Genomic DNA, 15,743 nt, shown 5'->3' on the forward strand with positions numbered 1-15,743 from the left:
AACAGGCCTAGACCACTTTCGTGGCCAAGCTGAAATCACAGCCGGGCAGGGTCACTTGAGAGCGCCCGCGGTGAGCCCCGCCTGCACCTGGCGCTGGAAGACCGCGTACACGACGAGCACCGGCAGCATGGCGATCGTCAGGCCCGCGAAGAGCGCACCCCAGTCACCCCGGTAGCCCTGCGACACCGCCAGCGACGCGAGCCCCTGCGGCAGCACGTACCTGCTCTCCTCCTCGTTGTTGAGCAGCAGCGGAAGCAGGTACTGGTTCCACTGGCCGAGGAAGTTGAAGATTCCGATACTCACCAGGCCCGGCTTGGCCATCGGCAGCATGATCTGGAAGAACGTGCGCGTGTGCGAGGCCCCGTCGACCATCGCCGCCTCCTGGACGCCGGTCGGCAGCGTACGGAAGAAGGACGTCAGGAAGAAGGTGGTGAAGGGCAGCGAGTACGCGATGTACGCGATCATCAGGCCCGGTCGGGTGTCCAGGAGGCCGAAGTTCTCCATGACCGCGAAGAGCGGGACGAGGGCGAGGATGACGGGGAACATCATGCCGCCCGCGAAGAGCATGAAGATGAACCGGTTGCCCGGGAAGGTGAAGCGCGCGATCACATACGCCGCCATCGAACCGAGCAGCATCGTGCCGGTCAGCGAACCCGCCAGGATGATCAGCGAGTTGACGGCGTACTGCCCGATGTTGGCCTCGGTCCACGCGTTGGTGAAGTTCTCCCAGTGGAAGGAGGCCGGCCAGCCCATCGGATCGCTGAGGATCTCGGTCGAGGGACGGAACGCGGTGAGGGCGACCCAGACGAGGGGGCCCGCCGCGAGGATGACCCACAGGACGAGGAAGGCGTGCGAGAAGACGTTCAGGGTCGCTCCGCCTACCGATTCGGCCTCACGGCGGGGTACGGCGGCGGAGTCTTCGCGGGGCACGGTGGTCGTGGTCATGATGCAGTGGCTCCCGCTGGTCTCAGTATTCGATCCGGTCGCGATTCCCGATCCTCATGACGATCAGTGAGAACGCCATACTGAGGACGAGGAGGACGACGCCGATGGAGGTGGCATAGCCGTATTGACCGTCACGGAATCGTTCGTAGAGGAAGACGGGAGTCACCTTCAGGACGTGCTCGGGCACCATCACGAGCACGATCGCGAACGAGTCGAGGGCCTGGATGCCCATATAGATCCAGCCGGTCCGCACGGTGTCCCAGATCAGCGGGAGCGTCACGCTGAAGAAGGTCCGCCCCCGGCCCGCGCCGTCGAGCAGCGCGGCCTCGTAGACGTCCCTGGGGATCGCGCCCATCGCGGCGGAGAACAGCACCACGTAGAAGCCGACGAAGCTCCAGGAGAGCACCACCATCACCGCGATGAGGGCGAGCGAGCGGTCGCCGCCCAGCCAGGCGGGGCCGTCGACGCCCACCTTGTCGAGCCCGCCGTTGATCAGGCCGCTGTTGGTGTTGAAGACGCGGCCCCAGACGACGGCGATGATGGCGACGGAAAGGACCTGGGGGAAGAAGTAGACGACCTTGTAGAACGACGAGCCCGCGACCCCGGCGATGGCCTGGCCCTTACGGTGCCGGCCGCCCGACGTGATCATGTACGCGAAGAACATGCCGAGCACGAGCGTGAGCACCGGGGCGACGACCGCCAGGGTGACGCTCACTTCCAGGGACTCCCAGAAGCGCTCGTCGTTCCACATCTTCGTGAAGTTGTCGAAGCCGATGAAGTTCGCCTCCGGACCGCCGGACCAGTCCGTGAACGAGTAGTAGATCGCCTGGACGAAGGGCGAGATGACGAACAGGGCGTAGAACGCGAGCGGCAGCGACAGGAAGCCCGCGATGAAGCGGTACTTGTCGAGCGTGCGGTAGCGCCGGTCGTACCGCACGCTCTCCGGAGTGAAGCGGGGCGGCAGCAGCACCGCCAGGAGGAACAACAGCCGGTTCGGCGCCTTGCGCGGGCCCGGCCGGTCCGGTGCCTTGCGTGCCTTCTTCGAAGGTGGGGAATCGTCCACCCGGGTGTCACTCTTCACGCCACTCCGCCCCGCCTCGCTCACGTGCCCGCGTTCTCGGTTCCGCTACTGGTGCCGTCGCCGGTTCCGTTGCCGGTTCCGTTGCCGGTTCCGTTGCCGGTTCCGTTGCCGGTTCCGTCGCCGGTTCCGTTGCCGGTTCCGTTCACCGTCACATACCCGTCAGGACTTCTTGATCTTGCTGATGTCCGGGTCCTTCATGATGCGGTCGGACGCCTTCTGCATCGCGTCCATCGCCTGCTTGGTACCGATCTGGCCCAGCATGAACTTCGCGACCATGTTGTTGAAGTCCTCGCGGAACAGCTCGTTGTACCAGTCGTAGAACTTGGGAATGACGACGTTCTCGCCGGCCGCGTCGATGGCCGCCTGTGCACTCGCCGTACCGGACGGCAACTGTTGCCCGTCGATGGCGCCCTTGACCGCGGGAATCGAGCCGACCTCCTTGAACAGGTTCAGGGCGGCCTCCTTGCTGTACATCATCCGCAGCCACTCCAGGCCGCCCTGCACGTTCTTGGCCTTGGACGGGACGACGAACGGCTCGCCGGCCGGGGCGTAGAGCGTGCCGAACGGCAGCTTGTCGCTGGAGTCCAGGGACGGGGTCGCGCCGACCGACATCTGGAAGTCCTTGGGCGTGGTGTCCTTGGCCTCGTTCTCCACCCAGGAGCCGTTGGGCACGAAGAGGCACTTGCCGCCCTTGGTCCAGGCGGTCTGCATCTCCGTGTGCGCCTCGGTGCCGTCGAAGCCGGTGAGGACGTACTTCTTGGCGACGAGCTCCTCCCAGGCCTCGAAGACCTCCTTGACCGCGTCGTGCTTCCAGGCGTTCGGCTCCAGGTAGTCCATGGCGTCGGTGACGTCGCGCCCGCCGCGCTGGGCGAACATCGCGTACATGCTGAAGAACATGTAGCGGGGGTGCCCGCCCGGGTAGCTCCAGCCATGGATGCCCTTGCCCTTGGCCTTCTTGCAGACCGCGAGCATCTCGTCCCACGTCTTCGGGTACTCGGAGTCGAGGCCCTCTTCGAGCAGCTTCTTGGAGTACCAGTTGCCGTAGACGGTCACGGCGATGTTCAGCTGGTAGCACTCCTTGCCGCCGAACTGGCCCATCGTCTCGACCACGGGCACCAGGGTGTCGCGCACCTTGACGTTCGGGTCGTCCCACGACGGGGCGTCGAGCACCTCGCCGAGGTCGGCGACCTGCTTGTTGTGCACCAGTTTGCCGATGTTCATCTGGTCGGCGCCGGAGTTGTTGACCACGTCCGCCGTCGGCTTGCCGCGCACGATCTTCGGCTGCAGCTGGGTGGCGATCTTCGTGGTGGCCTTCTGCTCCGGGTCGGCCTTGGGGTACTTCTCCTTGTACATGTCGGTGACGAACTGGGCGTACTTGTCGCCGTATCCGCCGTTGAAGATGTAGACGCCGAGAGCGGCGTCCGTCTTCACGCCGAGCGGGTTCTTCTTGGACTTCTCGCCCTTCTCCGCCTTGTTCTCTTCCCCGCCACCGCTCGCGCAGGAGCTCAGGGCGCCGACGGCCGGCACTGCGAGAATGCTGGTGGCCGCCGCCCTCTTCATCACGTCACGACGGTTGATGCTGGTGGATCCCATGCTCAAGTCCTCGCCTTCCAGGACTCAGGCGGCGTACGGGGCTCCCGACAGCTCGCCGAGGCGAAGGGCCCGACACCGCGGGTCAGTTGAAGCGTCTGTGGTGCGTTACGTGCGACAACTACATGGCAAGGGCTCGCACCCGCCACTCAGGGTGCCGATAGGTATAGTCCACTTCTCGGCGGCAGAGCAAGATCGAACGCAGCTTGGGCCTGCAGTCTTTCCCGAGTTGAGACCTCGCGGAGATACGGCCTGGTTCGTTCACGGCGTGAGCAAATTCAGCCGAACGAATCGACCGCATCCCGGACCCGCCTTCACTCCTCTCCATTGATCTTCCCTGGCGCTCACTTGCACCTCATTGGACTTTCTCCCGGCTCCCCTTGGACTTTCCCCGGGCCGCCGTCGCACCGGCCGGCTCCACCGACGCTTTCAACAGCCTTGACACCACACACCACTTGCCGCCCTACTGGACCCTGCGCAGCGATGTGACAACGTTGTCCAACTCGCAGGGAGGGGTTCGGGGATGCCGCACAGATCACGCAGACCTCGCTTCAGACACCATCGTTCGGCCGCGGTCCTGGGAGCGGCCGCGTTCACGCTCGTCGCGACAGCCCAGGGCGCCGCCGTCGCCAAGCCGGAGGAACCGCCCAAAGCGGCCAAGGAGTTCGTCTCCTCGTTCGAAGAGGGCGAGGCCCAGCCCGACTGGCTGAACACCGTGGAGACCGGCCCCGACGGCAAGAAGCGGACCGCCGGTGTCAACGGCGCGTTCAGTTCGGGAATCCCCGGCAGTGTGAACGACCACGTCACGGAGGTCCGCGCCAGCGGCGAGAACTCCGGGAGCGGCGAGGTCAAGGAGAACCTGGTCGACGGGGAGCCCACCAGCAAGTGGCTCACCTTCGAGCCGACCGGCTGGGTCGAGTTCGACCTGGACGAGCCCGCCAAGGCGGTGACGTACGCGCTGACGTCCGCGAACGACCACGCCGAACGCGACCCCAAGGACTGGACCCTGCAGGGTTCCACGGACGGCAAGGACTGGAAGGTCCTCGACACCCGAAAGGGTGAGGCGTTCGACAAGCGCCACCAGACGAAGAAGTACGACTTCGAGAACGGCACCGCGTACGCGCACTACCGCCTGGAGGTCACCGCCAACAACGGCGCGTCCGACGCCCTCCAGCTCTCCGACGTCCACCTCTCCGTCGGCGGCAGTCAGACGCCCGACCCCGAGGACATGCTCTCCCTCGTGGACCGCGGACCCAGCGGCTCCCCGACCGCGAAGTCGGGCGCCGGGTTCACCGGCAAGCGCGCGCTGCGCTACGCGGGCACCCACAAGGTGGACGGGCGCGGCTACTCGTACAACAAGGTCTTCGACGTGAACGTCTCGGTGCGGCGTGACACCGAGCTGTCCTACCGGATCTTCCCGTCCATGGCGGAGGGCGACCTCGACTACGACGCCACGAACGTGTCAATGGACCTGGCTTTCACCGACGGCACCTATCTGAGTGACCTCAAGGCCATGGACCAGCACGGCTTCCCGCTGACCCCGCAGGGCCAGGGCGCCGCGAAGGGCCTCTACGTCAACCAGTGGAACAACGTCCAGGCGCGGATCGGGCAGGTCGCGCGCGGCAAGACCGTGGACCGGGTGCTCGTCGCGTACGACTCCCCCAAGGGCCCGGCGAAGTTCCGCGGCTGGGTGGACGACGTATCGCTGAAGGAGAAGGCCCCGGCGAAGCCGAAGGCCCACCCCTCGGACTACGCGGACACCACCCGTGGCACCAACTCCAGCGGCGGCTTCTCTCGCGGCAACACCTTCCCCGCGACGGCCGTCCCGCATGGCTTCAACTTCTGGACGCCGGTGACCAACGCCGGTTCCCTGAGCTGGCTCTACGACTACGCCCGCGGCAACAACGCGGACAACCTGCCGACGATCCAGGCGTTCAGCGCGAGCCACGAGCCGAGCCCCTGGATGGGTGACCGGCAGACGTTCCAGATGATGCCGTCGGTCGACAAGGACACCCCGTCCGCGTCCCGCACCAAGCGCGCGCTGCCCTTCAAGCACGAGAAGGAGACCGCGCGCCCGCACTACTACGGCGTGACGTTCGAGAACGGTCTGAAGGCCGAGATGGCCCCGACCGACCACGCGGCGATGATGAAGTTCACCTATCCCGGTGACGACGCGAGCGTCATCTTCGACAACGTCTCGGAGAAGGGCGGCCTCACTCTCGACGAGGAGAAGGGGATCGTCAGCGGCTACTCGGACGTCAAGTCCGGCCTGTCCACCGGCGCCACTCGCCTCTTCGTGTACGGGACCTTCGACTCGCCCGTGACGGCCGGCGGCAAGCTGGAGGGCGGGGGCGGCGGTGACGTCACCGGCTATCTGCGCTTCAAGCCCGGCAAGGACCGCACGGTGAACCTGCGCCTCGCGACCTCGCTCATCAGCCTCGACCAGGCCAAGGCGAATCTGAACAGCGAGATTCCCTCCGGCACGCCCTTCGAGCGCGTGAAGAACCGCGCGCAGAAGAGCTGGGACGACATCCTCGGCAAGGTGGAGGTCCAGGGCGCGAGCGAGGGCCAGCGGACCAGCCTCTACTCCTCCCTCTACCGCCTCTACCTCTACCCCAACTCGGGCTTCGAGAAGGTCACTTCGGCAAACGGCAAGTCGAAGTACCAGTACGCGTCCCCCTTCTCGCCGCAGACGGGCCCGGACACCCCGACCCACACCGGTGCGAAGATCGTCGACGGCAAGCCGTACGTCAACAACGGCTTCTGGGACACGTATCGCACGACCTGGCCCGCCTACTCGCTCCTCACGCCGAAGAAGGCGGGTGAGCTGGTCGACGGCTTCGTACAGCAGTACAAGGACGGTGGCTGGACGTCGCGTTGGTCGTCGCCGGGCTACGCGGACCTGATGACGGGCACCTCGTCGGACGTGGCGTTCGCCGACGCGTACGTCAAGGGCGTGGACTTCGACGCCAAGGACGCGTACGACGCCGCACTGAAGAACGCGACAGTCGTGCCCCCGAGTTCGGGTGTCGGCCGCAAGGGCATGGAGACGTCGCCCTTCCTCGGCTACACCCCGAGCGAGACCCACGAGGGTCTGTCCTGGGCTCTGGAGGGCTACCTCAACGACTACGGCATCTCGCGCATGGGCCAGGCCCTCTACAAGAAGACGGGCGAGAAGCGCTACAAGGAGGAGTCCGAGTACTTCCTCAACCGCGCCCGGGATTACGTGCATCTCTTCGACAGCAAGGCCGCGGGCGGAGGCACCGCGCCGGGCTTCTTCCAGGGCAAGGACGAGAAGGGCGAATGGCGGGTCCCCTCCGACAAGTTCGACCCGCGCGTGTGGGGCTACGACTACACCGAGACGAATGCCTGGGGTTACGCCTTCACGGCCCCGCAGGACTCGCGCGGCCTCGCCAACCTCTACGGCGGACGCAAGGGCCTCGGCGACAAGCTCGACACGTACTTCGCCACTCCGGAGACGGGCTCCGCGGAGTTCGCGGGCTCGTACGGAGGCGTCATCCACGAGATGACCGAGGCACGCGACGTACGCATGGGCATGTACGGGCACTCCAACCAGGTCGCCCACCACGCCGCCTACATGTACGACGCGGCCGGTGAGCCGTCCAAGACGCAGGAGAAGGTCCGCGAGGTCCTCTCCCGTCTCTACACCGGCAGCGAGATCGGGCAGGGCTACCACGGCGACGAGGACAACGGCGAGCAGTCGGCCTGGTACCTCTTCTCCTCGCTCGGCTTCTATCCGCTGGTCATGGGCAGCGGCGAATACGCCATCGGCTCCCCGCAGTTCACCAAGATGACCGTGCACCTGGACGGCGGGCGCGACCTGGTCGTCAAGGCGCCGAAGAACAGCGCGAAGAACGTGTACGTCCAGGGCCTGAAGGTCAACGGCAAGAAGTGGACGTCAACAGCCCTCCCCCACAAGGAGATCGCACGCGGCGGTGTCCTGGAGTTCGACATGGGCCCGAAGCCGTCGGCGTGGGGCACGGGCAAGAACGCCCAGCCGACGTCGGTCACGCAGGACGACGAGGTGCCCTCACCGCGCGGTGACGCCATCAAGGGTGACGGCGCGCTCTTCGACAACACCTCAGCCACGGACGCGACTTCGGACGCTGCCGTCGACCTGCCGGTCGCCAAGGACACGAAGGCCGTGCAGTACACGCTCACGTCGTCCTCCGACAAGGCGAAGGCGCCGCGCGGCTGGGTCCTTGAGGGCTCATCCGACGGCGAGAAGTGGAAGGAGCTGGACCAGCGGTCCGGCGAGTCCTTCGCCTGGGACCAGCAGACCCGGGTGTTCACCGTCGACGAGCCGGGGACGTACCGGCACTACCGGCTCGTGCCTGACGGGTCCGCGACGCTGGCGGAGGTGGAGCTGCTCAGCTGAGGCACGTTGCAGAGAAGTCCCGCCGACCGGCCGAGCTCATGGCCGGTCGGCGGGACTTCTCCTCATCGCGGCGGTGGGCCTGGCGCTGACCTTCCGCAGGAAACAGCTCGACAGCGTGATGTCGCCGTGCCTAAGATCCACGACGACATCGCGTGTCGGTCACCGGCTGGGTGAGGCATGGAGGTGTCGGGAGATGCCTTCTGGAGGCATTCCTTGTCAGTCGAACTGAACCACACGATCATCCACGCCCGGGACCACCGGGAGTCCGCCGAGTTCTTCTCGGACCTTCTGGGGCTCGAAATCGCCTCGGAGTGGGGCCCGTTCATCGCGGTGCAGCTGAGCAACTCCGTCACCCTGGACTTCGCCACCATCCCCGCGGACAAGATCACCCCGCAGCACTACGCGTTCCTCGTCTCCGAGACGGAGTTCGAGGCGGCGTACGAGAAGATCAGGGCGCGCGGCATCGAGCACTGGGCCGATCCGCACCAGAAGCAGCCCGGTGAGATCAACACCAACGACGGCGGGCGGGGCGTGTACTTCCTGGACCCGTCGGGCCACGCCATGGAGATCATCACCGTGCCGTACGGCGGCTTTCCCGCGTAGCTCAGGAGGGGCAGCTCTTCTCCTTGTCCCCCCGGAACGTCCGGTACAGCGGCAGTTTCTCCTTGTCGCCGGAGCGGGCCACCGGGGGGAACTCGATGATCGGGACGGGCTTGCAGACGGCCCACTGGTTGTTCTCGCCGGGGCCGGTGAACCCGTAGGTGCCGCCCGCCCCGACGAGGCAGCCGGTGCACGTCCCGCCGTTGATCGTCGAGAAGGTGAGCGTGCTGTACACGTCCTTGGTGGAGGGCAGCCGGCCGGAGCCGCCGTCTTCGTTGATCTCGCTGTACGCACGGTCGACGGCGGACGCGAGGAGAGCGAACCCGTCGTAGTACATGGCCGCGTACCCGTCCTCCAGGGCCTTGTCCCCCAGCCCGTGCTCGTGCTCGCTCTCGATCTTCTTGAAGCGCGCGTGGAAGGGGGAGAAGCCCGAGGGTGCTTCGCCGGGGTCCTCCACCCAGTCCGGGTTGTACGCCGATGCGTCGACGACGGTGGCGTTGGCCCTGCGCAGGCTGCGTTCGATGTCGGCGGAGGTGAGCGTCGGCTCGAGGCCGATGCCGACCTTGAGAATCCGCAGCTTGCCGCCGCTTCGGTCGCAACCACCCTCGTTGGCGAGGCGGTTGATGAACGCGGGCAGGTCCTGGTCTCGGCCTGCAAAGAAGACGGTGTCCGCCTGGTCGCGGCAGATCCGCGCGACGGCGTCGGCGAAGCGCTGCGGGATGCCCTGGTCGTCGCCCGAGGAACCGATGTAGTGGGAGTTGTGGTTCTTGAGGTCGTAGGTCTTGCCGAAGTGCCGGTCGAAGACCTCCCGCAGGTTCTGGGAGTACACGTCGCCCTCGCGGCTGTCCCAGAGCAGCAGGCCCTTCTCCTTCTGCGGATAGCGGTCGAGGTAGCGGGACAGGGCCTCGGCGAACTGTTCGTTGTTCGGAGACGTCTTGAAGAAGTACCGGAAGTTCATGGAGGCGGCGGTGATCACCGGGCCGACCGTGGGGATGCCGCGCCCGGTGAGCTCGGCGACCGCCTTGCGGGTCTCCGTCGTACTGCTCGGGATGCCCGTCACGCCCACCAGCGGGGCCTCCTTGTCCCGCGTCAGCTCGGCGAGACGGTCGACGACCGGCTGCCATTCGCTGAGGTGTTTGCCGTCGGGGGCGAAGAGCAGTTGGTAGTGCGGACCGCTGGCGCTGTTCGCCTCCAGCTGCGCCGCGAGGGCGCCCGCCAGCGCGCGCCGGATCATGTCGCCGGTCATCGCGCTCGACTCGTCCGACGTGAAGGGCATCATCAGGGCGATGCGTACGTAGGGAATGCGGGCCTTGCCGTCCGGGTCCTCCCAGTCCTTCGCGACCCGGGCGTTCTCGTCCGCCACTGCCTTGATGAGGCTCTTGGTCCGCTCGTCCGCGTCGAAGGCCCGGTCGGTGACCCCGACGCACTCCCCGGCGATCTCCTCCAGGCCTTCCCCGCACGGACCGGGGCGCGAGCTGTTCCAGGTGATGAAGCCTGCGACGAGGGCGATGACCACCACCGCGGCCACGAGCCATTCGAGGGGGCCCCACTCTTTGGGCGGGTGGTTGTACATCATGACCCCTCACTGGCGGGGACGGGCAGGACCTGCCGTTTGCGGGCGGCCGCCGGCCAGTCGCGAGCGGCTCCGCCGAGGGCCGCGTACCAGGTGCGGTGGCGACGGGAGAGGAATCCGAGTTCGTCGCCCATCGCCTGGCACAGAGTCTCGGCATCCGGGTCGATCGCCGCGTCGGCGTACGGCTCTGACAGGTACCACAGGGCGTGCAGGAGCCGGTTGATACTGCGTCCCGCCTCGTCGAGGTGGGCGAACTGGGCGGCGCGTTCACCCAACGCGATCTCGACGCGGTGATCGCTCCAACCTCCCGTGTGGTCCTGGGCGTTCGCGCTGTCCTGGGTGTTCGCGCTGTCCTGGGTGTTCGAGCTGTCCTGGGTGTTCGAGCTGTACTGGGCGGCCGCGGCGTTCTTCGACGGCGGAATCGGGGCGGTGGCGCAGTGCCGCAGGCACTTCAGCCAGTGCTCGACGCTCTGCACCGCCTCTTCCGCGCCGAACTCGTCCGCCAGCATCTCGACCGCCCCTGCCGCGTTCCCGGCGGCCAGGTTGTGCCGCAACGCGTCCGCTTCCCCCTTGGCGGTGCGCTGCACGTGGTACCGGTGCAGGAAGCGGTGGATCTCGTGCCAGCTGTGCGGATCGTCGGGGGGCGGCGAGGTGCGGCGTGCCTCGTGGACGAGGAGCGCCTGAAGGAGCTTGCTCTCGACCAACGGCGCCTCGACGGGCACGGACCGCTGCCACTGCCGCTCCACCAGATACTGCGCCGCCGCGTTGGCCGGCAGTTGCTCGGGCCCGTCGAGGCGCAGGTCCTCGGCGAGGGCCTCCGCGGAGGCGTTGTCCCGGGCCAGGCACAGCACGAGGAGCCGGTCGCGCTGGCGCCGGTCCGGCAGCAGGTCCTCCAGGAGTACCTGGGTGACCGGGCGGCCCTGCGGCGTGGGCAGGTCGAGCAGGTCCCTGGGGGCCACCGTGCGGTTCTGCCGGGCCGCGTGCACCACGGCGTCGCACAACACGGTGGCGGCCGCCGGGTGCCCGCCGGTCAGCGAGTGCAGAGCCGACGCCAGGTGCGGGTGGAGCAGCCGCGCGGACGCCCGGTCCAGCATCGACAGGACGTCGTCCCTGCCCAGCGGTGTGAGCGGCACGACGAGCAGCCCCGCGGACGGATCGTGTCCGGTGCGCTGCCAGATGGCGGTGGCCTGTTTGCGCCGCGCGCTGCTCACGGGCGGCAGCAGGTCGGCCAGTTCGCGGCGCACCGCCTGCGGCGCCTCCTCCTCAGGGATGTCCCCGAGCCGCGTGGCGACGACGGTGATCCGGTCGCGGTGGGGCCGCTGCACACCCGCGCGGTGTTCGAGGAGCAGGTGCAGGAAGCGCTGCCCCGCGGGGGCGTGCGCCTCGTCGAGGAGGATCAGCGGCCAGGGCTCACGGTTCAGGTGCCGCAGCAGGCCGTAGGCGGCGGCCACTTCCTGAAGGAAGGCGGCCATGAGGGTGTTCTCGACGACGTCACGGTAGTCGCCGCCCCGGTGGAAGCGCCTGCCGAGCTCCAGGAGGGCGTCGGGCTTCCCGGTGACGCCCTCGGGCGCGGTGTGCCGCTGTCCGTACCAGTTGCCGGCCTGGGCGAGGGGGCGCAGGGAGTGGAGTTCACGCAGGATCGCCGCGGTGACCGGCTGCGTGGCGTCGTCGTCCGGCACGTCGGCACCGGAGGCCGCCGCCTCCGTCACCGCGTCGACGGAGGCCCCGACCTGCTCCGACCACTGCCGTGCCACGTCGCGCTCGCCCCCGGCCATCAGCCCGCAGGCGATCAGGAGCCGGGCGTGCCTGGCGCACACGGCGTCCCGTGCGTCGGCGTCGTCCAGGGACCAGCCGGACACCGCGAAGAGGCCGGGCAACAGGATGGGGAACAGGCCGATACCGGGTGCGAGCGCGCACACGATCCGCTCGAGGATCTGCACGAAGTCGACCGCCGGCGCGGCGGGCACGCCCTCGCTCTGTGAGCTCACGACGGGTGCGGCGGCCGGCGTCCCCGGCACCACGACCCGCACATGGGCCAGCGGCAGCCTCTTGTGGTAGTTCCGCGCGAGCCCGTCGAGGACGGCGCTGCGGCCGAGCCCGTGCTGCCCGGTGAGCAGGACGACGGGCACGTCGTCGCCGAACTCCCGTTTCCTGCGCGCCCGTTCGTCGTACGCAAGGCCCGTGAGCGACGGAATGAGTGAGCCCACCAGAGGACCGCGACCGTACAGCAGTGGCGTTTGCGGCTTGCCCATCCGACGATTTCCCGCTTCCCCCTGGGAGCGCCAACTCCGCTCGGAACACTGGAACTTACCCCCCTTCCCTTCAGGGTTGCGGGTAAATCTCCAGATCGACCCGGTCAGGGAGGTTCGCCGCCGCGCGCACCTCTCCCGGATACGCGAGCCGGACCCTCCGCAGCTCGGACAGGCCCGCCAGATGCGAGAGATCGATGTCGGTGCCCTGGGTGAGGTGGATCTCGACGAGTCCCGGCAGCCGCCGGGCGATGCGCCGCAACGACACGAGCGCGCCCGGCTTGGCGTACACGTAAAGGTGTGTGACCTGCGAGACCTGCGCCTTGGGGTCGAAGAGCAGCGTGCTCAGCTGCTCCGGGGAGAGGGTGAGTGTGCGCAGCTCGGGCAGTCGGGCGAGCAGAGCGCCCCAGCCGTCCGGTAGCAGCCGCTCCCCCGCTTCGTGCAGGCGCAGTTCCTCCAGTGCCTGGAAGTGCCTGATCTCCGTCAGATCGACCGTGCCCATCGGCAGCGCGAGGACCCGCAGATCCCCGAGGCGGGACAGATCGGCGAGGCCGCGCCACGGCACTTGCAGCCCCAGGTGCAGCGCACGCAGACGCGGGCACTCCGCCAGCTTCGTCAGTGGCTCGAACTGCGGGAGGTCCTCAAGGACGAGGGTGTGCAGCCTGGGCAGCCGGGTGAGCGGCGCGGGTTCCCTGAGGTTGCGGCAGCCCTGCAGGGTGAGACTCTCCAGGGCCGGGAAGTCGGCGAGCAGACCGAGGTCGTCCAGCTGGAGCGTGCCGCGCAGCCTGAGCTCGCGCAGGCGCCGCGGATCCAGCGCCGCGCGTACGGCCTCCGGGGCGAAGTCGCCGTGTATGCCGACGCGTTCGCAGCCGGGAAGGTCCGCGAGGGCGTCGAGTTCGGCGCTCGACCGTACGGTGACGGGCTGCGACGGGTCGGCGGTGAGGAGCGGCCTGATGATCTCGTCGGCGTACACGCCGGTCTCGAACCGGTCCCAGTGGCCGAGGAGTTGGGCCCGCACGACGGGCTGGCGGGTGCCGAGGAACTCCCGCAGGCGCGGGATGGCGGCGTCACCGCCGATCTGGCAGATCGCGTGGACGGTCGCGAGTTCCTCGTCGCCGTCCAGGTCGTGTGCTCCGGGCAGCAGCCCGAGCAGCAGCGGCCCCGTGCGCGCGAGGACCCTGGCCTGGCGCAGGCTGCGCGGCGGGACCATGCGCGCCGCTTCGGTCTCGATGGTCAGCCGCACGGCGGGGTCGAGGCGGGTGGCCTGCTCCAGCGAGGCGAGGGCGAGCAGCCGCAGCCTGGCCTGGATCGTCGCGTCCTTCTCGCGGTTGCCGCGGTCGTTGAGCCGCATGAGCAGATCGGCACGTCCGTTGTGATCACTCTGCGCGACGGCCATCTGCACCACGTCCTCCCACTGGTCGGCATGGGCGTTCTTCACCAGAATGCCGAAGTCCCGCTCTTCGAGCACCGCTTTGGCCCCGAGATAATCCTGAAAGGTGCGGTGAATGAAGTCCACGGCACCCGATGCGGGTTCGCGGAGCACCCCGGTGCGTTCGATGAGGTACTGCAGGGCGTCTTCGGGTTCGCCCATCTTCTGCAGGCTCGGCACCTGGGGCTGGAGCCTGTGCACGAGATCCACGGCGTCGGGGCGCTCGATCTGGGTGCGTTCGTTGCGGATCAGCCAGTACGCGAGGCGCTTGAGAGGTTCGGCGGCGGCCTCTTCGCTGAGTTTGAGGCCGCGCAGGCCGCGCTCCACGTCCCGCCGTTCCAGCAGCATGGACAGGGCCGCCTTGTAGAGGGCGGCGCGGCCCGCCGGCAGATAGCCGTTGCGCTCCCTGTGCAGGGCGCAGATCAGGGTGCACATCAGCGGGTTGGTGGCGAGCCTGCTCAACTCCGGTCGTGCGCGCAGGGATTGGATCAGCGCGTCGTCCTCCCCCTCGCGCGCGTCGGCCGCCGTGTGCCATCGCTGGATGAAGCGCCGCAGGTCGTCGGGGCGCAGCGCGTTGAGGGTGAACTCGTGGAAGCCCTCGCGTTCCAGCCAGCCGGGGGCGAGCGCGGAGGGGCGGGTGGTGGCGAGCCAGAGGTTGCCGGAGAAGGCGGCGAGGAGGCCGCGCAGCCAGTCCCGGGTGCGCGTGCGGTCGGCTGCGGGAATCTCGTCGAGGCCGTCGATGAGCAGGACGCCGCGGCCGTTCTGCAGCAGACGCGCCGTCCATCCCGCGGGTTCGGTGCCGGTGAGTGGGCAGCCCATCCGGCGCAGGAAGTCGTCGGGCAGCGGCAGTTCCGTCCCCTCGCGGACCAGGGTGCGCAGGGGCAGGACGAAGGGAACGCGCCCGAGGAGCTGCGGCAGGTGGCCCGGCACCGAGTCCTGCTGCGCGGTGGTCAGGGCCAGCCACTGGACGAGCGTCGTCTTGCCCGTACCGGCGAGCCCGTGCAGCAGGACGCGCCGGTGACCGACGAGGACGGTCTCGACGCTCTCCTCGACTTGTGCGGGCGTTCCCTCGCGGTCCACGTCGGGTTCGTCGTCCGCGGCGGCGCTCGCGACGGCCCGCAGGCTCAGATAGGCGCTCTCCAGGGGCCATTCCTTGCCGCGGGGGTCGCGCAGATCGACTCCGTAGAGGGTGAGGCTGCCGTGGCGCTTGACGACGTAGCGCGCGTAGTCCTCCTCGAAGCGGGCGTCCGCCGCCGTCCAGTCGTCTCCTGATACGCGGCGCAGGATGACCTCCAACTGGTCGCGCTGGCGGCGCAGTTCTTGGAACTCCTCCAGCTGGGCGCGGGCCGCGAATCCGGGGCGCTGGGTGAAGAACCGCACGAGGTGCACGCAGGCGGTCCGCAGGAGTACGTCGTGGAAGAGCGCCGCGTCGCGGGTGAGCAGCCTGCGGGTGTCGGGCCCAGCCTTCCGGGACAGTTCCCCGGCCAGCTCCTCGGGCCCGAGCACGAAGACCTGCACGTCGTCCATGTCGAGCTCGCCGAGGGCGAACAGGGTGCGGGTCAGGGCCTGGCCGACGGCGTCGTGCTCGTCGTCGGCGATCGGCCGCTCGTGCGGCCCCGCGGCGCGCACCGCCCGGCGCACCAGCTCCCGGGCGAGCCGGTGCATGTCGTCCTTGCTGAGCGAGGGGTGGTCCCCGGCGAAGGACAGCAACCCCTTGATGCGTACGGGCTGTTCGGTGTACTCGGCTCCGGGTGCCTTGGGCGGCGGAAGGAGCAGCCGTTTCAGCAACGGCACCACGACCGAGGACGCGACTTTGATTCCGACTGCTCCAGCGTCCACAACAACCCCCGTCGCCGCCGCGCGTTCCCCCGCACACA

General features: G+C 68.4%; 9 protein-coding genes. 2 read left to right on the top strand and 7 right to left on the bottom strand.

What is annotated here, in order from left to right; translation table 11 throughout:
- Positions 1–51: 51 nt before the first annotated feature.
- The 4 genes from ACZ5WE_RS27685 to ngcE all read right to left on the bottom strand — a co-directional run bounded on the left by ACZ5WE_RS27685 (position 52) and on the right by ngcE (position 3,619).
- Entirely contained in the window at positions 52–945 is an 894-nt protein-coding gene (locus tag ACZ5WE_RS27685) for a carbohydrate ABC transporter permease (RefSeq protein ID WP_467688234.1), read from the bottom strand.
- Positions 946–967: 22 nt separating this feature from the next.
- Entirely contained in the window at positions 968–1,882 is a 915-nt protein-coding gene (locus ACZ5WE_RS27690; protein WP_467688569.1) for a carbohydrate ABC transporter permease, read from the bottom strand.
- Between the two features lie 164 nt (positions 1,883–2,046).
- Positions 2,047–2,178: a hypothetical protein gene (locus ACZ5WE_RS27695; RefSeq protein WP_467688236.1), complete on the bottom strand. Its 132-nt coding sequence runs from the start codon at positions 2,176–2,178 to the stop codon at positions 2,047–2,049.
- A 7-nt stretch (positions 2,179–2,185) separates the two neighbouring features.
- Positions 2,186–3,619 carry an N-acetylglucosamine/diacetylchitobiose ABC transporter substrate-binding protein gene (ngcE, locus tag ACZ5WE_RS27700; RefSeq protein ID WP_467688238.1) on the bottom strand — a complete coding sequence of 478 codons (1,434 nt, stop codon included), beginning with the start codon at positions 3,617–3,619 and terminating at the stop codon, positions 2,186–2,188.
- A gap of 520 nt (positions 3,620–4,139) precedes the next feature.
- Between ngcE and ACZ5WE_RS27705 the strand changes: the two genes are divergently transcribed.
- Complete coding sequence (locus ACZ5WE_RS27705; RefSeq protein ID WP_467688240.1) at positions 4,140–8,015, top strand: GH92 family glycosyl hydrolase; 3,876 nt, start codon at positions 4,140–4,142, stop codon at positions 8,013–8,015.
- A gap of 213 nt (positions 8,016–8,228) precedes the next feature.
- Positions 8,229–8,618, top strand: coding sequence for a VOC family protein (locus ACZ5WE_RS27710; protein ID WP_467688242.1), 390 nt, complete (start codon positions 8,229–8,231; stop codon positions 8,616–8,618).
- A gap of 1 nt (position 8,619) precedes the next feature.
- Here ACZ5WE_RS27710 and ACZ5WE_RS27715 read toward each other — a convergent pair whose 3' ends face one another.
- The 3 genes from ACZ5WE_RS27715 to ACZ5WE_RS27725 all read right to left on the bottom strand — a co-directional run bounded on the left by ACZ5WE_RS27715 (position 8,620) and on the right by ACZ5WE_RS27725 (position 15,705).
- A complete protein-coding gene (locus tag ACZ5WE_RS27715) occupies positions 8,620–10,191 on the bottom strand; it encodes an ABC transporter substrate-binding protein (RefSeq protein WP_467688244.1) in 1,572 nt (523 codons plus the stop codon).
- A complete protein-coding gene (locus tag ACZ5WE_RS27720; protein ID WP_467688246.1) occupies positions 10,188–12,440 on the bottom strand; it encodes an ATP-binding protein in 2,253 nt (750 codons plus the stop codon). Before ACZ5WE_RS27720 ends, ACZ5WE_RS27715 begins: the two co-directional genes overlap by 4 nt.
- 70 nt (positions 12,441–12,510) lie before the next feature.
- Positions 12,511–15,705, bottom strand: coding sequence for an NACHT domain-containing protein (locus ACZ5WE_RS27725; protein WP_467688248.1), 3,195 nt, complete (start codon positions 15,703–15,705; stop codon positions 12,511–12,513).
- Between the last annotated feature and the right edge of the window lie 38 nt (positions 15,706–15,743).

The organism is Streptomyces sp. NPDC033180, from assembly GCF_055577645.1.